The sequence below is a fragment of the Amycolatopsis sp. NPDC051106 genome (genome assembly GCF_040682775.1).
Lineage (GTDB): Bacteria > Actinomycetota > Actinomycetes > Mycobacteriales > Pseudonocardiaceae > Amycolatopsis.
In genome coordinates this window covers 109580-127777 of record NZ_JBFBBQ010000012.1, presented here as the reverse complement: position 1 = coordinate 127777, position 18198 = coordinate 109580, and the positions used below count along the sequence as shown (strand labels likewise).

Here is an 18198-nt window from a genome sequence, read left to right as displayed (position 1 = left end):
CTCATTGCACCGTGACCAGGCGGCTGAATTCGGCCAGCAGATCGTAACCGTCCCACACCGCGGAGAACGTCAAGGCCGAACCGAACGGCACGATCCGGTCGACGCCGCGGCCCGCCAGCTCGTGCGCGAACTCCGTCAGCTCCTCGGTCGTGAAGCCGAACTGGCTGACCGTCTGGTCCTTGCGCAGGACGATCGGCACCAGATCGGACAAAGTGGACACCTGCGCGTTCGCGAACGTGCCGGCGCCGAGCCACTCCCGCGGCAGCACCGCCGGATCCGCCAGCTCCAAGGTGGCCAACCCGTTTCCGTCGAACGCGATCTCCTTGACCAGCCCGTCGACCGCCGCGCCGTACGCCGAGACGCGCTTCTGGACCGCCATCGCCGGCTCGGTGACGTGCTGTTTCGTCTCCAGGACCGCCGCCAGCAGGGTGCGGAACTCCTGGCCGGCCTCACGCGCCCCGGACTCGTCGCCGACCCAGAACACCGCGCGCGGTGACGAGCAGGCGGCCTGGTCGAACCAGTACGAGTCGTTGTAGAAGCCCTCGGCGGCCGCGCGACGCTCCGCTTCGGACGCTCGCTGCCAGCCCGCCACCGAGGCGACGGCGAACGACGAGCGGTCCGGGAACGTCAGGTCACGCGCGTGCGGCGCGAGCGGGTACTTCCGCAGCGCCGCGACCGAGCCGTCGCCGCCCCAGATGACGCGCAGGTCGGCGGCCAGCGACAGGGCGCCGCTCACCTCGTCACTGCGGTCGTACGTCACCATGCGCTGGGTCGCCCGGACGACGTCGGCCACCGCGGAGTCCACTTCGGACAGCGCCGCGTTCAGCGCCTCCAGCACCGCCTCGGCGGCGCCGGCCGAGCGCGACGACACCCGCACGACGTTGTGGTTGCCCGCCAGCGCGGACAGCGCCCACGAGTAGACGAAGATCGTGTCGACGTTCGCCGGCGGCACGTGGAACACCAGCCCGCGCGGGAACCGCAGCGAACCGGACGAAGTGTCCAGAGTGGACAGCGCCTTGGCGATCTCGCCCTTGCGCAGGAAGAACCCGAGCGACGCCAGTTCCGGGAACCGGCGCGCGGTGGCCGGGGCCAGTAGCTTGCGCGCGAACTTCGTGATGAATTCGACGATCCGCGGGTCACCGACGCGCAGCCGGCCGCCGGGCGGCGAGGCGCGCAGTTCGGAGACCAAGTCATCCACCGAAACCGCATCCGACAACGGGAAACGCTGATTCAGAGTGGTCACGCCGCCGCTCCCGAGAACGTGTCCGAGCAGCCGCGGGCCTCGGCCTTGGGCAGCCGGCCGAGCACGGAGAAGTGCTTGCCCGGCCAGTCGCCGTCGTCGATCCCGTTGTAGACGCCGAGATCTTCGGTCAGCAGCACGTGCCCCGGGTACGACCGCGGCAGCGTCGAGACGACCTCGATCACGCCCGGCTCCCCGACCGGCTGCTCTTCCCACGTCTCCGGGTTCCGGATCACGACGTCGGCGAAGTCCGGGCAGTACAGCGAGTTGCCGGACGGCCCTTCGAGGAACACCGTGCCGATCTGCTCGATCATGCCGTAGTAGTTGTGGATCCGGGTGAGCCCGGTGTCTTCCTTGAACCGCCGCCGGAACTCGGTGTTGTCCACCGCGCGGTCGATCAGCTTCTTCCAGCCACCGCTGTGGATGAGGATGCCGTTCGAGAGGTCCAAGCCGTGGTCGCGCGCGACCTCGTACAGGTACTGCCACACCATGAACGTGAAGCCGAAGATCAGGAACGGCTTGCCGCCGTACTCGGCCAGGAACTTCTTGACCGCTTCGACGTCCGGCTTGTCGTTCTCGTCGAGCACGTACGTGTGCTTGCGACCGAAGTTCGCCATGCCCAGCACGCCCGCGCCGCGCGCGGAGAACGACCGGCGGTTCTTGATGATGCCGATCGTGTCGACCATCAGCATCGGCAGCCGTTCGCCGCCGAGGACCTCCTGCAGCGTCGCGCCCAGCTGCTTGGTCTGCGCGCCCGCGGCCTCCTTGTCGAGGTAGATCCGCGACGCGCCGGCGCCGGTGGTGCCGGACGACGTGAGGGTCTTGAACACCTCGCTATCCGGGACCGACTTCAGGTCGTGCGTCTTGAACATCCGCACCGGCAGCCACGGCAGGTCGGCGATCGTGCCGAAAGTGGCGTCCGGCGCGATTCCCAGCGACGACAGGATCCGCTCGTAGCCTTCGGAGTTCGCGCGGTGGTGTGACGTCAGGGCGGCGAGCTCAGGCAGCAGCAACGCCTCCCGGTCGGCCTGCGACCGAGTGAACACGCTCATACCTTCGCCTCCAGTGACCGGTAGTCGATCTTGCCGCTGGCCAGCAGCGGCACGGTGTCGATCGGGCGCACGTCGAACCCGCTCGAGTGCAGGTGCAGCCGCTCGGACAGCGCCTTCGACGCGTCCTTGCAGATCGCCTTGTCGACGCCCTCCGCGAACAGCACGACCTTGTCGCCGGCGGGCACCGCCGCCACGACGTCGATCCCGACCGCCGCCGCGCGGGCCGCCTGCTCGAGGTCGTCGAGGCTGACGCGGTTGCCGAACACCTTGCCGATGCGCTTGAGCCGCCCGGTGATGAACAGGTACCCCTCTTCGTCGAGGTACCCGAGGTCACCGGTGGCGAGCACGCCGCCGCATTCGTCGCCCTTGGCCAGGCCGGACTCGTCGTCCGCGTAACCCAGCATCACATTGGGCCCACGGTAGACGACCTCACCGACAATTTTCGGGTGCGTGGTCTCCGAGCCGTCGTCGCGGCGGACCGCGAACTTGCCGCCCGGCAGCGCCGGCCCGGCGGAACCGAGCTTTTCGGCCAGTCTTTCGGCGGGCACCGTCGTCATCCGCGGCGCGGCCTCGGTCTGGCCGTACATGACGTACATCCGGCCGCCGACGGCCAGCATCTTGGCGTTGAACTCGGCGATCAGGTCGTCGCGCAGCTTCCCGCCGGCCTGCGTCAGCGTGCGCAGCGTCGGGTACTTCGCGGGGTCGAACTTGAGCCGCCGCAGCATTTCGTAGTGGTACGGGACGCCCGAGAGGGACGTGACGCCGTACGTGTTCACGGCGTCCCAGAAGCCGCGGCCGAGCACGCCGGAAGGCTCGATCACGATCGTCGCGTCGCGCACCAGGTGCGAGTTCAGCACCGACAGGCCGTAGCTGTAGTGCAGCGGCAGGCACGTCGGCGCGACCTCGTCGGCGTCGATGTCCAGCACCTGGGCGATGGCGTCGGCGTTGGCCAGGATCGCCTGGCGCGACAGCCGGACGAGCTTGGGGTTGCCGGTCGACCCGCTGGTGGGGAGCAGCACGGCCAGGTCGGGGTGGGGCTCCACGCCCTCGGCCGACGAGCGAACCCAGTCGGAGCCGCGGGTGACGTACCCCGCGGGCGCGTCCCCCGAAGCCGACAGCACGGCCGCCGGCCGGAAGCGCGAAACCAGTCCGGCCAGCACGTCGGCGTCCAGCGCCGGATCGATCAGCGCGATCGCCCGGCCGGATTCGAACGCGCCCAGGTAGGTCAGCACGCTCGGCAGGTCGACCGCCATCCGCGCGAAGACCACACCGACCGGGAGCCCGGCGAGCGACTCCATCGAGCGGCCGACCTCGGCCGACAGTTCCGCGCCCGCCAGCGTGCGGCCCCCGGCCACGTCCACCAGCCGAGCTCCCGCACCCAGCAAAGTCACAGCACCAAGCCTCCGTCGACGCCCAGCACCTGTCCGGTGACGAAGGACGCCTCGTCACTCACCAGGAACCGGATCGCGTTCGCCACGTCTTCCGCCCGGCCGAGGCGCCCGAGCGGCGTCCGGCTCGTGTTTTCGGCCTTCGCGTCCTCGCTCAGGCCCGCGGTCAGGTCCGTCTCGATCACGCCGGGCGCGACCGCGTTGACCCGGATCCCGGACCGGCCGAGCTCCTTCGCCGCCGAACGCGCGATGTTCGCCACCGCCGCCTTCGACGCCGCATACACCGTCTGACCAGCGCTTCCGTACTCGCCGACGATGGAGGCGAGCACCACGATGGCGCCGGTCTTCTTCCGCATCATCGCCCGGGCCGCGGCCTGGACGGTGTGCAGCGTGCCGGCGACGTTCGTGCTCAGCGTCGTGTCGACGAGCTCCTCGCGGATCATCCCGAGGAGCGCGTCCTCCATGATCCCGGCGTTCGCGACGACGATGTCGAGCTTGCCGTGCTCCTTCGCAACACCCCTGACCAGCGAAGACACGGCCTTGGCGTCGGTGACGTCCAGCGCGAGCCCGGCCGCGGCGCCCGCTGACGAAGCGGCTTCCTTCGCACGAGCTTCGTCGCGGCCGGTGAGCACCACCGTCGCGCCCGACTCCACCAAAGCGCGCACGGTGGCCAGGCCGATCCCCCGCGTCCCGCCGGTGACGAGCGCGACGCGACCGGACAGATCAGTCATTCTTCGCCTGCAGCTCGGTCACCATGTCCACGGCGACCTTGAAGCTCGACATGTCGATCACCTGGTCGGTGTCGAACTCGACGTCGAACTCGTCCTCGATGGCCGCGACCAGCGCCATGTGGCCGACCGAGTCCCACGCCTCGAGGTCGCGGTACTTGAGGTTCTCGACGTCCACGTCACCGTCGAGGTCCAGCGCCTCGACGAAGACCTCGCGCAGCTTGGGGGCGACTTCCGACATCAGACAGCTCCTAGTGCTCTTCGCGCGGGCGGGCGTCCCACGCCTTTACCAAGGTAGAGAGGTCGCCGGGCAGCGTGGCGTCCGGGAGACCTTCCTTGCCCTTCAGCCACGGCCCGAGCGCCTCGATCGTCGCCTCGTCGACGCCGCGGCGGGACAGGCCCACGACGTTGACGCCGGTGACACGGGCCGGGTTGCCGACGGCGATGGTGAACGCGCCGATCTCGCGCCGCACCGCCGAGCCCATGCCGATCATCGCGCCGGGGCCGATCACGACCTTCTGGTGCAGGATCGCGCCCATGCCGAGGTTGACGCCGTCCCAGATGTGGCAGTGCCCGCCCGTGACGGCGTTGGAGGCGATCGTCACGCCGTCGCCGACCAGGCAGTCGTGCGCGATGTGGGAGTTGCGGAGGAAGTAGCCGTCGCTGCCGATCGTCGTCGTCCGCCAGGTCCCTTGGTGGACACTCACGTACTCGCGGATGCGGTTGCGGCTGCCGATGACCACGCCGTGGCCGTCGTGATCCGGGTCACCGGACGGCGGCTCGCTCCAGGCCGCCGGGTGCGGGCGGCCGCGGTCCTCGCCGGGGGTGCCGATCGTCACGTGGGGGCCGATCCAGTTGCCGTCGCCGATCCGGGCCGGCCCGACGATCACGGCGAACGGCCCGATCACGTTGTCGTCGCCGAGTTCGACGCCTTCGCCGAGGACGGCGGTCGGGTGGATGCGGTTGGCCACGGGCGGGTATCCGTTCGTCGGCGGCTGGGTACTGGGCGTGCTACCGCGCCCGGTAACGTGTGGCCCGCGTTCATGCAGGGCGGCCGGGCGCAGAACCGGCGGCTCACTGTACCGGACGCGCCGAAATCGCCTGCCGAGAGAGACTGCCCATGATCCCCATCACTGTGGTCGACGTCCGCGACGCGGAGGACCTCGTCGTCGAGGTGCTGCGCTCCGGCGCCATCGCACAGGGACCGATGGTCAAACGCTTCGAAGACGCCTTCGCGGCGGTCTCCGGGACGAAGCACGCGATCGCGGTCAACAACGGGACGACCGCGCTCGTCGCGTCGCTCCAGGCGCTCGACCTGAAGCCGGGCGACGAGGTCATCACCTCACCGTTCACCTTCGTCGCGACCCTGAACGCGATCCTCGAGGCCGGCGCGACGGTCCGGTTCGCCGACATCCGGCGCGACGACTTCGCGATCGACCCCGACGCCGTGGCGAAGGCGGTGACCGGCCGCACGAAGGTGCTCATGCCGGTGCACCTCTACGGCCAGACCGCGGACATGGGCAAGCTCGCCCCGCTGGCCGCCGAGCACGGCCTCCAGGTCATCGAGGACTCCGCGCAGGCCGTCGGCGCGTCGTTCGAGGGCAAGCAGGCCGGCTCGTTCGGCATCGGCTGCTTCTCGCTGTACGCGACGAAGAACATCACCACCGCCGAGGGCGGCGTCATCACGACGGACGACGACGCGCTGGCCGACAAGCTGCGCGTGCTGCGCAACCAGGGCATGCGCGCCCGCTACCAGTACGAGGTCGCCGGGCACAACTACCGGATGACCGACCTGCACGCGGCGGTCGGCATCCCGCAGCTGGCGAAGCTCGACCAGCTGACCGCGGCCCGCCAGGCGAACGCGAAGCGGCTGTCGGAGGGCCTCGCCGGCACGCCCGGCCTGGACATCCCGCAGGTGCTGCCGGGCCGCGAACACGTGTGGCACCAGTACACCGTGCTGGTCGGGCCGCACGCGTTCCTCTCGCGCGACGAGCTGGCCGCGGCGCTCACCGAGCGCGGCATCGGCAACGGCATCTACTACCCCAAGATCGTCTTCGACTACGAGTGCTACGCGGGTCACGACCTGATCCCGGGCGCGCGCGTCGAGGACGTCCCGGTGGCGCAAGCGGTCGCCAACCAGGCGCTTTCGCTGCCGGTGCACCCGCACCTGACCGAGTCCGACCTGGACACCATCATCGAAACCGTTCGCGAGGTACTGGGCGCATGACGCATCGGATCGCTCTTGTCGGGACCGGGAACATGGGTTCCCTCCACGCCCGCGTGCTCGCCGGCAACGAACGCGTGGACCTCGTCCGCGTGATCGATCCGCGTGAAGAAGCGGGCAAGGCCGTCGCCGAGCGGTACGAGACGAAGTGGACGCCGGAGCTCGGCTCACTGTCCGATGTGGACGCCGTCGTGCTGGCCTCGGCCACCGAGGTCCACTACGACCTGGCGCAGGAAATCCTCGGCCAGGGCAAGCCGATGCTGGTCGAAAAGCCGGTCTGCAACAGCTTCGAGAAGTCGCAGGAGATCGTCGCGCTGTCGAAGAAGCAGGGTGTCGCGCTGATGTGCGGGCTGCTCGAGCGCTACAACCCGGCGGTCATGACCGCGCGGGCGCTGGTGCAGGAGCCGATCCACCTGATGGCCCGCCGCCACGGCCCGTACGCGCCGCGGATCAAGACCGGTGTCGCGTGGGACCTGCTGGTGCACGACGTCGACCTGGCGATCCAGTTCTTCGGCGGCGCGACGCCGTCGCGCGTGACCTCCGGCGCGGGGTACTTCCACCCGTCGTCGGTCGAGGGCGCCGAGGACACCATCGAGACGGTGCTTTCGTTCGACACCGGCCTGGCGACGGTTTCGGCGTCCCGGCTGGGGCAGCGGAAGGTCCGATCGCTGGTGGTGTCCGAAATCGACCGCTCGATCGAGATCGACCTGCTGCGTCGCGACGTCACGATCTACCGGCACATCTCGCACGACTCCGTCACCCCGGACGGCCTCGGCTACCGGCAGCAGACGGTGATCGAGATCCCCGAGCTGATCACCGCGCGCGAGCCGCTGGCTTCGCAGCTGGACCGGTTCTGCGACCTGCTGGAGGGCAAGATCGACGCCGACACCGAGCGCGACCTGATCCTGCCTTCGCACCACGTCGTCGAGCAGGTCCTCACGCAGGCCGCGGCTTAGCTGACCGGCGCCGGGAAGGCCGCCGGGCTCCGGCGGCCGTCCGGGCCCACCGCGCGGACGGCGAAGAAGACGTTGTCCTTGGACAGGTCGACCTTCGCCGTCAACGCCGGGCCGGCGTCGATCGCGTGGGTCCAGTCCGGCGCCGTCGTTTCGCGCCAGAGGACCTCGTAGCCCACCGCGCCCGGCGTCGCGTCCCACAGCAGTTCCGAATCGTTCGTCAGGGCCGCCGTGCGGATCTTGACGCCCTTGGGCGTGCCCGGCGCCGTCGCGAGCGACCACAGCGCGGCGCCGTTCACCCGCGCGACCCGGGCGATGAACGGGAAGTCGCAGAACTCCGGCAGGTCGCCGTACTGGACGCCGTCCTCCACGCGGACGTCCTGGTGCTGGTGCGCGAAGTCCTCGGCGGGCTCGGTGAACCGCGCCGCCGGGTAGCCCTGCTCCAGGAAGCCGATGTGGTCGCCGCCGCGCAAGTAGCGGTCGCGGCGATAGATCACGCGGACGTTCATGCCGGTCGCATCGTTCTCCGCCACGGACTTCACGAACCGGGCCAGCTGCCGCGGCGGTGAGTCGTTCTCGCCGCCGATGCTGCGGCGCAGGTTCGCCTCGGCCGGCGTCTCCGCGGTCGGGACGCCCTCGGCGAACAGGCGGATCGTCACCGGGTCCCGCGTGCCGTCGTCCGCGCGGCTGGAGCCGACGATGTCGTCGGTGAACATCGCCTGGACGTCGGTGCCGGCGGCCTTGAACTGCCGCGCCAGGTATCGCGCGCCGTAGAGGCCCTGCTCCTCGCCCGCGACGGCGGCGAAGACGATCGTCGCGAGCGGCTGCCGGGTCGAGAGGACTCGCGCCAGCTCCAGTGCGACCGCGACGCCCGAAGCGTCGTCGTCCGCTCCCGGTGCGTCGCCGGTGAAGTCCATGACGTCGCTGCGGCGCGAGTCGTAGTGCCCCGAAACGACGTACACGCGGCCGGGTTCGGTGGATCCGTGCAGCGTCGCGACGACGTTGGTGATCGTCGTCGGCACCGGGATCCGGTCGGCCGGCGGCTGCACGTACGACTGCAGCTCGACCGTCAGCCGGCCTTCGGAAGCGGCCGCGACCTGCTGGAACTGCGCGTACAGCCAGTCGCGCGCGGCGCCGATGCCGCGGGAAGGGTCGTCTTGGGCCGAGAGCGTGTGCCGGGTGCCGAACGCGGCCAGCCGCCGCACGGTCGCCTCGATCCGCCGCTCGTCGACCTGCCGGAGCAGCACCCGCAGGTCCGGGCCGGGACGCTGCGGCCGCACCGGGCGGCCCGGCCCGCGGTCCCCGAGTTCGGCGGCACCCGCCGGGACACCGGCCGCGGAGACGGCCCCCAGCACGGCTGAAGCGGTCAGGAACGCCCGTCGCGAAGTCACGGTTGCCGTCTTACGCCCGTGCGGGGCCACCGTGTACCGCCGACCGGCTGTCCGGCTACTTGGTGAGCCGCTTTCCCTCGCCGTCGTAGGCGATCAGCGGGGTCAGCGACGCCGAGTCCGGCACGACGACCGGGTCGAACCAGAAGAACACGACGTTCGGGTCCTCGGTCCACTTCGTCAGGTTGGCCTCGATGGTCTTGCCGTGCACCGTCGTGGTGATCCGCGCCGCCGGGCCGGCGAAGTAGCCGAAGACCGGGATCAGCTGGTCGCTGACGAACTCGCCGCCGTCGGTGGCGTGGAAGCCGAACGACCGGTCGGAGCCCTGGACCTCGTTCGTGGCCAGCGCGGCCTGCAGGGACGTGCCGGAGCGGAAGCCGGCGACCAGGCCGAAGTGGATGTCCGGCAGTATCTGCGGTTCGTCGACCGCCCGCGCGAAGAAGACGATCTCGCCCGCTTTCGTCAGGATCCCCGTGCCGACGACGTCGCCGATCGGCGGCCGTTCGGGCGGGGCGCTGGTCGACGTCGACGCGGACGACGTCGGCGGGGCAGGCGGCTGCGCGACCGGCACGGGCGCGGGCTGCCGCAACTGGACGGCGAACACGACCACCAGCACGACGGCGGCCGCGGCCGCGATGCCCCCGGTGGTGGTCAGCACGCGGCGGCGACGCCGGATGCGCGTGCCGTCGGCCATGATCGCGGCCAGGTCGGGTTCGGCGAAGGGTTCGTCGGGCGGCTGCCGGAGGGCGGCGCGGAAGTCGTCGAGGTCGTTCATCGCCCGCTCCCTCCGATCAGCGTGTCCTCGCCGGTGCCGGCCTCCACGCGCAGCTTGGCCAGCGCGCGCGAATTCGTGCTCTTCACGGTACCCAGCGAAACGCCGAGTTCACGGGCCACGTCGGCTTCGGGCAGGTCGAAGAAGTGGCGCAGCACGACGACGGCGCGTTCGCGGGCGGTCAGCGTCCGCAGCACGGCGGTGAGCCACGCGCGCTGGGTGACGGCCTGGTCGACGTCGAGGCGGTCCTGCCGGTCGGGCATCGCCTCGGTGGCGTACTCGCGGATGGGGCGCCGCCAGCCGTCGATGACGTGGTTCACCAGGACGGTGCGGGCGTAGCCGTAGGCGTCCTTGTGCCGGACGCGCGACCAGGCCGCGTACGTGCGGGTGAAGGCGGTCTGCGCGGCGTCCTCCGCATGGTGGCGGTCACCGGTGAGCAGGTAGGCGGCGTGGGTGAGCCGGGCCGAGGACGCGCGCACGAAGTCCGCGAACTCGTCGTCGCCGCGCGCCATGCCTCACCTCGTTCCGTTTCTCCCAGCGACGGCCGGGCCGCGGAAAGGTTGCTCCCGACCTTTCGAGCGTACGCTCGTCTTGGGACGCGACCGAAACGTTGTGTAACCGCAATCCTGCGCTCGGTTACGAAGTACTACATTGTCAGGCGTGCGCTTCACAGGGGGATTCTTCGCCGCCGCATGCCTGCTGACCTGCATCACAGCGTGTTCGGGCGGCTCCACGACGGCGGCGCCGGCGACGACGTCGGTGCCGCCGTCATCCACTTCTTCGGTGAGCAAGCCGAAGACCACGGCGCCGACGTTCACGCCGGCCGCCTCGCCGGCATCGTTGAACGCGGCCTGCCCGTTCCTGAGCTCCGAGGAAATCATCCAGGCGCTCGGCCGGTCGGTCAGCGGCGGTTCGAAGGAGGCCGAGCCGGCGCAGACGAAGGTCGGTACGGCCTACGTGTGCGAATACGGCGGCGGGCAGACCGCTTACCTCTTCGTCGGCCCGGACACGTCGGTGGCCCGGTTCGTCGCGGGCGCGAAGTCGTCGTGCAAGAACACGGCGACGATGGCGGGCATCGGCGAGGCCGCGCTGCACTGCGAGTCGACGAGCCCGGGCGGCGGCACCACGGTCGCGGTCGCCAAGCACAGCCACGGTGGGGTGCGCACCGCGCAGTTGTACCTGTACGTGACAGGCAGCGAAGACAGTTACGCCAAAATCGGGAAGCTGCTGGCGGACCGGCTCTGACCTACTCCGAGAAGTCCCCGGACGGCGCTCCCCAGCCGGGAGCCTGACCGCGTTCCTCCGCGATCTCGCGGCGGCGGGCGTTCTCCGCCCGGACGCGGTCCACTTCGGACTGGATGTACTCCTCGTCGTACCGCTGGAACACCCGCGCCGGGTTGCCCGCGACCAGCGTCCGCGGCGGGACGTCCTTCGCCACCACCGAGTTCGGCTGCACCGTCGCGAAGTCGCCGATCGTCACGCCCGCCATGATCACCACCAGGCCGCCGATGAAGCAGCCCTTGCCGATCTTCACCGGCTTGCGCTCGATCAGGTCGCTGCCCGAATGGTTCTGCAGCGTCATGTTCGCGAGCCAGCTCGAGTGCGTGAAGATCAGCGTGTTCAGCCCGATGCTGGTGTGCTCGCCGATCTCCAGGCCACCGCTCGCGTCGAGCGCCGCGCCTTCGCCGACCCAGCAGTGGTCGCCCATCTTCAGGTTCTCGGGGCTGATGATCTTCACGCGCTCACGGACGCGGCACGTCGGCGGCAGCCCGTAGAACTGCGCCCGCTCGGCGTCGTTCATGTACTGCGAGACGAGCTCGGTCAGGATCTGCGGACGCAGCCGGTGGCTGCGCTCGTCATCGAAGAACATCCGCTTCCGACACCAGTTTCTCGAACGTGCGAAGGTGTTCCTCGGCGACGACGTCGAGGCCGAAGTTCGACCGGACCAGCTCGCTCTCGCGCTGCGCGATCAGCGCCCGCTTCTCCGGGTCGTCGAGCAGGCCGATCACCGTCGAGGCCACGGCTTCGGCGTCGTCGGGCCGCACCAGCAGGACGTTTTCGCCGTTGCGCAGCTCGATGCCGGGGTAGTTGTCCTCGGTGACCGACGCGATCGTCGCCGTGCCGGACAGCATCGCCTCGAGCGACGCCGTGCCGCAGCCGCCGTTGAGGTCGTGCGTGACGATGTCCGCCGCCGCGAAGTACGCCGGGACGTCCGCCTTCGGCACCGCGCCCGTGACGACCAGCGCGTCCGAGACGCCCAGTTCCGCGGCCCGCTTCAGGAACGCGTCGTGGTAGACGCGGCCGACGACCACCACCCGGGTGCCCGGGTGCTTGGCCAGGATGGCCGGGAGCGCCTCGATCAGCGGCAGCCGGTTGCGCAGCGGGATGACGTGCCCGAGCGAGACGATCAGCGGCGCGTCACCGATCTCGTGCTCCGCGCGGACGTCCTTCGTCACCGGCTTCGCGAAGTGACCCGTGTCGACCGCGATCGGGAAGTACTCCGAGTTCGCGTCGCTGGTGCCGTAGCGCTCGACGCAGTAGTCGACGCCGAGCTTGTCGAGGATGACGTAGCGCGGCCGGATGTAGCGCAAGATCGGCTTCACCAGCACCGCGTCGAGCATCCGGAACACGCCGCCGTACAGCTTGTTGTCGCTGATCAGCAGCGTGTGGATGGTCAGCAGCACCGGGATGTTCCGCCGCCGCGCGTAGCTCCCGGCCAGCCACGACAGGTCGAAGAACTGGCCGTGCAGGTGGATCGCGTCCGGCTTGAACTCGTCCAGCAGCTTCCACAGCCGCCGCCAGTTGCCCGGCCGCAGCGACGCGAAGCTCATGTCGAAGTCGATCGACAGGCCGACCTGCGGCATCTTCACCGCCGGGAGGCGCACGACGCGGTAGCCGTCGCGCTCCTCCTCGGCGGGGGCGTCGGCGTACGCGGCCGTGATCGCCAGCACCTCGTGGCCGGCCTCGACGAACTGCGCCGCCAGCGAAGCCGACATGTGTGCGCTCCCGCCCACCCGGGGCGGGAAGAAGTTGTTGACCACCGCGATGCGCATCGCACGTCCTCGGGCAGGGCCCGCGGTGGCTGCGTTCATGACGCCTCCGCGGGAAAGAGCACGTCGGCGTTCACTGAGAGTCCTCGACCAGCTGCCGCATGCCTTCTTCGACAGTGATCCGCGGCTCCCAGCCGAGCACCTCGCGGGCGCGGGTGATGTCGGCGGCGCGGCGCGAGACCAGGACGTCACGCTCGTTGAACAGCGGCTCGACGTCGACGCCGACGGCCTCGATCAGGATCTTGGCGAGCGCGGCGATCGAGGTGTCGATGCCGGTGCCGATGTTGATCGGCAGGTTCGCCCGCTCCGACTCCAGCGCCGCGACGACGGCCCGCGCCAGGTCACTGACGTGCACGAAGTCCATCGACTGGTCGCCGCGGCCGTCGATGATCGGCGGCTGGCCGGCGCGCAGGCGCTGGATGAAGTGGTTGATCACCGACGTGTAGTAGGCCTCGATCTTCTGGCCCGGGCCGTACACGTTGAAGAACCGCAGCGCGTTCCAGGACAGGCCCTTCTGGCGCTCGTAGAAGCCGAGCATGTCCTCGCCGGCGCGCTTCGAGATGCAGTACGGCGTGAGCGGCTTGAGCTCGTCGTCCTCGTGCATCGGCAGCCGCTTCGGCTCGCCGTAGACCGACGCCGTCGACGCGAACACCAGGCGCTCGACGCCTTCGTCGGCGGCCGCGGCGAACACGTTGTGGTTGCCGGTCATGTTGATGTCGAACGACTCGTGCGGGTCCGCGATCGACTTGTTGATCGACACCGTCGCGAAGTGGATGACGTGCGTGCAGCCGCGCATGGCCTCGCGCACCGCACCGCCGTAGCGGACGTCCTTCTCGACGAGCTCGACCTTGCCGGTGGCGACGAACTCGTTGACGCGGGCGCGGTCGCCGCGGGTCATGTTGTCGAAGATCCGCACCGTGTAGCCGCCCTCGATGAGCAGCGGGATGACGTGCGCGGCGATGAACCCACCCGCCCCGGTGAAGAGCACCTTCTTGTCGGACACCAATTTCTCCTCGGTCGGCGGGGTCAAGACAGGGACTGCACGGCTTCGCGCACGACCTCGCCGACGCGCGTCACTTCGGCGTCGGTGAGGTTCGCGTGCATGGGGATCGCGAGCTGACGCGCGAACGCGTCGGCGGAGACGGGCAGCGGGGTCTGGGGCCCGTAGATCGGCTGGAGGTGCGAGGCGTAGGTGCCGAAGTTGCACTGGACGCCCCGCTCGCGGACCCGCAGGGCGAGCGTGTCGCGGCTGACCTCCGGCGCGACCGTGAGCAGGTAGGCCTGCCACGGGTGCTCGCGATCGGGGAGCTCGACGGGGACGGTCAGCGCGCCTGTGTCCGCCAAGTCCGCGAACGCCTCGTGGTAGCGCTTCGCGACCGAACGGCGGGCGGCGAGCAGGTCCGGCAGCCGGTCGAGCTGGACGTTCATGATCGCGGCCTGGACGTCCGACATGCGGAAGTTGTAGCCGAGCTCGTGGAACTCCGGGATCGGCAGCGTGTTCGAGCCTTCGCGGCTGATCGCCGGCTCGATGCCGTAGGTGTGCAGCTTGCGGGCGTGCGCGATGAGGTCTTCGCGGTCCGAGACCAGCGCACCGCCTTCGCCCGCGGTGATGCCCTTGCGGCCGTGGAAGGAGAACGCCGCGAGGTCGGCGAGGCTGCCGGCCGGGCGCGTCTTGTACGTCGCGCCCGCGGCACAGGCGGCGTCCTCGAACAGCCAGAGGCCGTGCTTGTCGGCGATCGCGCGGTACTCGTCGAAGTCACCGGGCTGGCCGGCGACGTCGACGACGAGGATGCCGACGGTCTTCGGGGTGATCAGGGACTCGACGTGGGCCGGGTCGGCGCTGAAGACGTCCGGGCGGATGTCGGCGAACACCGGGGTCGCGCCGGCCTGCACGACGGCGTGGCCGGTGGCGGGGAACGTGTAGTCGCCGACGATCACCTCGTCGCCCGGCCGGACTCCCAGCACCTTGAGGCCCAGGAAGAGCGCGGAACCGCAGTTCGCGGTCGTCAACGCGTGCGCGGTGCCGGTGACCTGCGCGAACCGTTCTTCGAAGCGGCGGCAAGCCGGTCCGGCGCCGGCCAGCCAGCCGGATCTGAAGACCTCGGCCACGGCGGCGAGCTCTTCTTCGCCGACGGTCGGCTGACCGAGGGCAATGCTGTCGGTCGACATACCTCTCCCATTGCGTGGGGACCCGGCGAAGTGTATATACGCTCACTCAGGTGATTCACAGGCCCACGCCGAAGACCACTTTCGAGTGACAACTTCCCCAGGTCGGCGACCGTCTTAAGCTGAGGTCATGCGATTCGGGGTGCTGGGGGCCGTCGCCGCGTGGGGTGAAGACGGTACGCAGGTCGCAGTGGGCGGCCCGCGGTCGCGGACGCTGCTGGCCCTGCTCGCCTTGGAGGCCGGGCGGTTCGTGCCCGCCGAGCGGCTGATCGACGGCATGTACGGCGAATTCCCGCCGGACGGCGCGGCGAACGCCCTCCAGTCGCAGGTCTCCCGGCTGCGGACGGCGTTGAAGGACTTGGCGCCGGTCGAATTCACCGCGGCGGGCTACCGGCTGGCCGTCGAACCGGACGAAGTGGACGTTCACGTCTTCGAACGCCTGGCGCGCGAAGGCCGTCTACTGCTGAAGAACGGCGAGTACGCGCGGGCGGCCACTGTCCTCAGTGAAGCGATGGCGTTGTGGCGCGGAGCCGCGTTCACCGACCTGGCCGACGCACCGTTCGCCGCCGCCCAGGCCGCCCGCCTGGAGGAGCTGCGGGCCGACGCCGCGGACGACCACGTCGAGGCCCGGCTGGCCCTGGGGCAGGCCGAAGACGTCCTCGCCGAGCTGCGGGAGACCGTCGCCGCGCAGCCGTTGCGGGAACGGCCGCGCGCGCAGCTGGTCCGCGCGCTCGCCGCCGCGGGCCGGCCGGCCGACGCGCTGGCCGCGTTCGAAGACGCCCGCCGCACGCTGGCCGACGAGCTGGGTGCCGACCCTGGTCCGGATCTCGCCGAAGCCCACCTCGCGGTGCTGCGCGGCGAAACCGAGAAGCCGGCGATCTCCGCGCTGCCCGCGCAGCTGACCAGCTTCGTCGGCCGGACCGGCGAGCTGCGGCAGGTGGCCCAGCTGCTGGACCGCAGCCGGCTCGTGACGCTGACCGGGCCGGGCGGCACCGGCAAGACGCGGCTGGCCGTCGAAACCGCGGCAGCCGCCTCCGTTGATTTCGGGCCGGTCGCGTTCGTCGAGCTCGCCCCGCACGACGGCGACGGCGTCGCGGGCGCGGTGCTGGCCGCGCTCGGCCTGCGCGAGAGCACGCGTGGCGGCCCGCAGGACCCGGCCGACCGGCTGATCTCGGCGCTGCGCGACCGGGCGGCGCTGCTCGTGCTCGACAACTGCGAGCACGTCGTCGACGTCGCGGCCCTGCTGACCGCGCGGCTGCTCGGCGCGTGCCCGGGGCTGCGGGTGCTGGCGACCAGCCGTGAGCCGCTCGGCATCACCGGCGAGCAGCTGGCGCCGGTGCCGCGGCTGGCCGTCCCGCCACCGGGCACGCCCGCGGCCGAAGCCCTGACCTACCCGGCGATCCGGCTGTTCGCCGACCGCGCGGCCGCGAGCGATCCCGCCTTCACCGTCGACGACGCGACGATCGGCGACGTCCAGCACGTCTGCGCGGCCCTCGACGGCCTGCCGCTGGCGCTGGAGCTGGCCGCGGCCCGCGTCCGGAGCCTGGACCTCGGCGAGATCGCGGCCCGGCTCGACGACCGGTTCCGGCTGCTCGCCCGCGGCAGCCGGACGGCCGAGGAGCGGCACCGGTCGCTGCGCGGGGTCGTCGAGTGGAGCTGGGACCTGCTCGGTGACGACGAACGCGAGCTCGCCCGGCGGCTGACGGTGTTCCCCGGCGGCGCGACGCTCGCCGCGGCGGCCGAGGTCTGCGGCGCCGACGCCGAGCTGCTGCTCGAACTGGCCGACAAGTCGCTGGTCGAAGCCGTCGGCGGCCGGTTCCGGATGCTCGAGACGATCCGCGCGTTCGGCGCCGGAAAGCTCGCCGAAGCGGGCGAGACCGAGCGGGTCCACCGCGCGCACGCCGAGTACTTCCTGCGGTTCGCCGAGGAAGCCGACCCGATGCTGCGGACCGCGGCGCAGCTCGAGTGGCTGGACCGGATCGACGCCGAGTACGACAACCTGCTGGCCGCCCTGCGCTGGGCGACCGAGCACGACGTAGCGCTCGCGCTGCGGCTGGTGCCGTCGCTGGCGATGTACTGGTGGATGCGCGGACGGCGGTTCGAAGGCGCCGGGTTGTCGCTGGCCGTCGTCTCGCGGACCCCGCCGGAGCTGCGCGAGCAGTACGTCGAGGAGTTCCTGGTGTGCGTGCTCGGCGCGTTGTCCGGGCACCCGGACGAATCGCTGGAGCAGTACCTGCCGCTGGTCCGGCGGTACGCGGCGGACGGCGACTGGTCGCCCCGGAACCCGATGCTGGTGATGCTGCTCGGCGTCGTCGTGGGCCCGCCCGGTGACGACGACGAGCTGGCCGGCCGCGGCGAGGGCCTGCTGGCGGCCGGGGACGCCTGGGCCTGGGCGCTGCTGCCGACAGGCATGGGCCTGCGGGCAATGATGACCGGCGACCTGACAGCGGCCGAAGAAGGGCTGCGCGAGGGCGCGGCGCAGTTCCGCGCGCTGGGCGAGCGGTGGGGCCTGTCGATGGCCCTGGACCACCTGTCCCAGCTGCTCACGTGGCGCGGCCGGCCCGGGGACGCCGTGCCGATGATGGACGAGGCGCTGAGCCTGATGCGGGAGATCGGCGCGGTGGACGACGCCGCGGACCTCATCTGCCGCCGCGCGTGGACCCGCCTCCTGGCGGGCGACCGCGCGGGCGCGCGGGCGGACTACGAACTGGCCGCGGCGACGGCCCGCCGCACGGGGATGCCCGAGTCCCGCGCGGCCGCGTACACCGGGCTGGCGAACCTGGCCCGGTACGAAGGCGACCTCGCCGCCGCCCGCGCCCTGGGCGAGCGCGCGCTGGCGGAGTGCCCGGGCGGCTCGTTCGCGGCGGAGACGGTCCGCGCGATGGCGACGATCTCGCTGGGCTGGCTGGCTTCGGTCGAGGGCCGCCCAGCAGAGGCGGTCCGGCTGCACCGCTCGGCCCTGCTGACCGGAAGCCGGCGGAACGCGGGCGACGTCGTGGCGTTCGCCCTGGAGGGATTGGCCGGGGCGGCCCGGCCCGAGCAGGCGGCGACGCTGCTGGGCGCGGCGGCGGGGGTACGGGGCACGTCGATCGCCGGCGACCCGGACGTCTCGTCGGTGCGGGCCCGGGTCGTCGAGTCGCTGGGGGCGGACGGTTTCGAGCGGGCCTACGGGACGGGCTTGGGGATGAACACGCAGAAGGCGCTGACCACGGCCGGGCTGGCGGACTGACCGGCTCA

Annotated in this window: 17 protein-coding genes; 4 read left to right on the top strand and 13 right to left on the bottom strand. The window is 71.0% G+C overall.

The window, feature by feature from the left end; translation table 11 throughout:
* Position 1: 1 nt before the first annotated feature.
* From AB0M83_RS12785 to AB0M83_RS12760, 6 genes are read right to left on the bottom strand one after another with little or no spacing between them, the layout of a single operon-like run.
* On the bottom strand, positions 2-1243 hold the full coding sequence (locus AB0M83_RS12785; RefSeq protein ID WP_364516347.1) for an acyl-CoA reductase: 1242 nt from the start codon (positions 1241-1243) through the stop codon (positions 2-4).
* The gene (locus AB0M83_RS12780) at positions 1240-2292 is read right to left on the bottom strand and encodes an acyl-protein synthetase (protein ID WP_364516345.1); all 1053 of its coding nucleotides are present in this window, start codon (positions 2290-2292) and stop codon (positions 1240-1242) included. Before AB0M83_RS12780 ends, AB0M83_RS12785 begins: the two co-directional genes overlap by 4 nt.
* Complete coding sequence (locus tag AB0M83_RS12775; RefSeq protein ID WP_364516343.1) at positions 2289-3683, bottom strand: AMP-binding protein; 1395 nt, start codon at positions 3681-3683, stop codon at positions 2289-2291. The genes AB0M83_RS12780 and AB0M83_RS12775 overlap by 4 nt, the downstream gene beginning before the upstream one ends.
* Entirely contained in the window at positions 3680-4411 is a 732-nt protein-coding gene (locus tag AB0M83_RS12770; RefSeq protein WP_364516341.1) for a glucose 1-dehydrogenase, read from the bottom strand. Before AB0M83_RS12770 ends, AB0M83_RS12775 begins: the two co-directional genes overlap by 4 nt.
* Positions 4404-4649 (bottom strand): acyl carrier protein, encoded by a 246-nt coding sequence (locus tag AB0M83_RS12765; protein WP_284744421.1) that lies wholly within the window; start codon positions 4647-4649, stop codon positions 4404-4406. Before AB0M83_RS12765 ends, AB0M83_RS12770 begins: the two co-directional genes overlap by 8 nt.
* 10 nt (positions 4650-4659) lie before the next feature.
* The gene (locus AB0M83_RS12760) at positions 4660-5379 is read right to left on the bottom strand and encodes a UDP-N-acetylglucosamine acyltransferase (protein ID WP_364516339.1); all 720 of its coding nucleotides are present in this window, start codon (positions 5377-5379) and stop codon (positions 4660-4662) included.
* Positions 5380-5528: 149 nt separating this feature from the next.
* Between AB0M83_RS12760 and AB0M83_RS12755 the strand changes: the two genes are divergently transcribed.
* Both AB0M83_RS12755 and AB0M83_RS12750 read left to right on the top strand, forming a co-directional pair.
* The gene (locus AB0M83_RS12755; RefSeq protein ID WP_364516337.1) at positions 5529-6635 is read left to right on the top strand and encodes a DegT/DnrJ/EryC1/StrS family aminotransferase; all 1107 of its coding nucleotides are present in this window, start codon (positions 5529-5531) and stop codon (positions 6633-6635) included.
* A complete protein-coding gene (locus AB0M83_RS12750; RefSeq protein ID WP_364516335.1) occupies positions 6632-7588 on the top strand; it encodes a Gfo/Idh/MocA family oxidoreductase in 957 nt (318 codons plus the stop codon). Before AB0M83_RS12755 ends, AB0M83_RS12750 begins: the two co-directional genes overlap by 4 nt.
* Here AB0M83_RS12750 and AB0M83_RS12745 read toward each other — a convergent pair.
* From AB0M83_RS12745 to AB0M83_RS12735, 3 genes are read right to left on the bottom strand one after another with little or no spacing between them, the layout of a single operon-like run.
* The gene (locus tag AB0M83_RS12745) at positions 7585-8976 is read right to left on the bottom strand and encodes a M20/M25/M40 family metallo-hydrolase (RefSeq protein ID WP_364516333.1); all 1392 of its coding nucleotides are present in this window, start codon (positions 8974-8976) and stop codon (positions 7585-7587) included. The two genes, AB0M83_RS12750 and AB0M83_RS12745, sit on opposite strands and share 4 nt — an antisense overlap.
* 55 nt (positions 8977-9031) lie before the next feature.
* Positions 9032-9748, bottom strand: a complete 717-nt coding sequence (locus tag AB0M83_RS12740; RefSeq protein ID WP_364516331.1) for a hypothetical protein — start codon at positions 9746-9748, stop codon at positions 9032-9034.
* Positions 9745-10257 carry a SigE family RNA polymerase sigma factor gene (locus tag AB0M83_RS12735; RefSeq protein ID WP_364516329.1) on the bottom strand — a complete coding sequence of 171 codons (513 nt, stop codon included), beginning with the start codon at positions 10255-10257 and terminating at the stop codon, positions 9745-9747. The genes AB0M83_RS12740 and AB0M83_RS12735 overlap by 4 nt, the downstream gene beginning before the upstream one ends.
* Positions 10258-10405: 148 nt before the next feature.
* Here AB0M83_RS12735 and AB0M83_RS12730 point away from each other — a divergent pair, with 148 nt between their 5' ends.
* A complete protein-coding gene (locus AB0M83_RS12730) occupies positions 10406-10990 on the top strand; it encodes a hypothetical protein (protein WP_364516328.1) in 585 nt (194 codons plus the stop codon).
* A gap of 1 nt (position 10991) precedes the next feature.
* Here the strand turns inward: AB0M83_RS12730 and AB0M83_RS12725 are convergent, their stop codons facing one another.
* The 4 genes from AB0M83_RS12725 to AB0M83_RS12710 form a co-directional block, all read right to left on the bottom strand.
* Positions 10992-11615 (bottom strand): acyltransferase, encoded by a 624-nt coding sequence (locus AB0M83_RS12725; RefSeq protein ID WP_364516326.1) that lies wholly within the window; start codon positions 11613-11615, stop codon positions 10992-10994.
* A complete protein-coding gene (locus tag AB0M83_RS12720) occupies positions 11602-12798 on the bottom strand; it encodes a glycosyltransferase family 4 protein (RefSeq protein ID WP_364516324.1) in 1197 nt (398 codons plus the stop codon). Before AB0M83_RS12720 ends, AB0M83_RS12725 begins: the two co-directional genes overlap by 14 nt.
* Positions 12799-12868: 70 nt before the next feature.
* The gene (locus tag AB0M83_RS12715; protein ID WP_364516322.1) at positions 12869-13798 is read right to left on the bottom strand and encodes an NAD-dependent epimerase/dehydratase family protein; all 930 of its coding nucleotides are present in this window, start codon (positions 13796-13798) and stop codon (positions 12869-12871) included.
* A 23-nt stretch (positions 13799-13821) separates the two neighbouring features.
* On the bottom strand, positions 13822-14964 hold the full coding sequence (locus tag AB0M83_RS12710; protein ID WP_364516320.1) for a DegT/DnrJ/EryC1/StrS family aminotransferase: 1143 nt from the start codon (positions 14962-14964) through the stop codon (positions 13822-13824).
* 127 nt (positions 14965-15091) lie between these two features.
* Between AB0M83_RS12710 and AB0M83_RS12705 the strand changes: the two genes are divergently transcribed.
* Complete coding sequence (locus AB0M83_RS12705) at positions 15092-18190, top strand: BTAD domain-containing putative transcriptional regulator (RefSeq protein WP_364516318.1); 3099 nt, start codon at positions 15092-15094, stop codon at positions 18188-18190.
* Positions 18191-18198: the final 8 nt, after the last annotated feature.

Bases quoted from the DNA above. Each gene is read 5' to 3' on its own strand.
- AB0M83_RS12750 (WP_364516335.1), top strand. From the start codon at position 6,632: ATGACGCATCGGATCGCTCTTGTCGGGACCGGGAACATGGGTTCCCTC.
- AB0M83_RS12735 (WP_364516329.1), bottom strand. From the start codon at position 10,257: ATGGCGCGCGGCGACGACGAGTTCGCGGACTTCGTGCGCGCGTCCTCG.
- AB0M83_RS12780 (WP_364516345.1), bottom strand. From the start codon at position 2,292: ATGAGCGTGTTCACTCGGTCGCAGGCCGACCGGGAGGCGTTGCTGCTG.
- AB0M83_RS12720 (WP_364516324.1), bottom strand. From the start codon at position 12,798: ATGCGCATCGCGGTGGTCAACAACTTCTTCCCGCCCCGGGTGGGCGGG.
- AB0M83_RS12765 (WP_284744421.1), bottom strand. From the start codon at position 4,649: ATGTCGGAAGTCGCCCCCAAGCTGCGCGAGGTCTTCGTCGAGGCGCTG.
- AB0M83_RS12710 (WP_364516320.1), bottom strand. From the start codon at position 14,964: ATGTCGACCGACAGCATTGCCCTCGGTCAGCCGACCGTCGGCGAAGAA.
- AB0M83_RS12705 (WP_364516318.1), top strand. From the start codon at position 15,092: ATGCGATTCGGGGTGCTGGGGGCCGTCGCCGCGTGGGGTGAAGACGGT.
- AB0M83_RS12740 (WP_364516331.1), bottom strand. From the start codon at position 9,748: ATGAACGACCTCGACGACTTCCGCGCCGCCCTCCGGCAGCCGCCCGAC.
- AB0M83_RS12770 (WP_364516341.1), bottom strand. From the start codon at position 4,411: ATGACTGATCTGTCCGGTCGCGTCGCGCTCGTCACCGGCGGGACGCGG.
- AB0M83_RS12725 (WP_364516326.1), bottom strand. From the start codon at position 11,615: ATGTTCTTCGATGACGAGCGCAGCCACCGGCTGCGTCCGCAGATCCTG.
- AB0M83_RS12755 (WP_364516337.1), top strand. From the start codon at position 5,529: ATGATCCCCATCACTGTGGTCGACGTCCGCGACGCGGAGGACCTCGTC.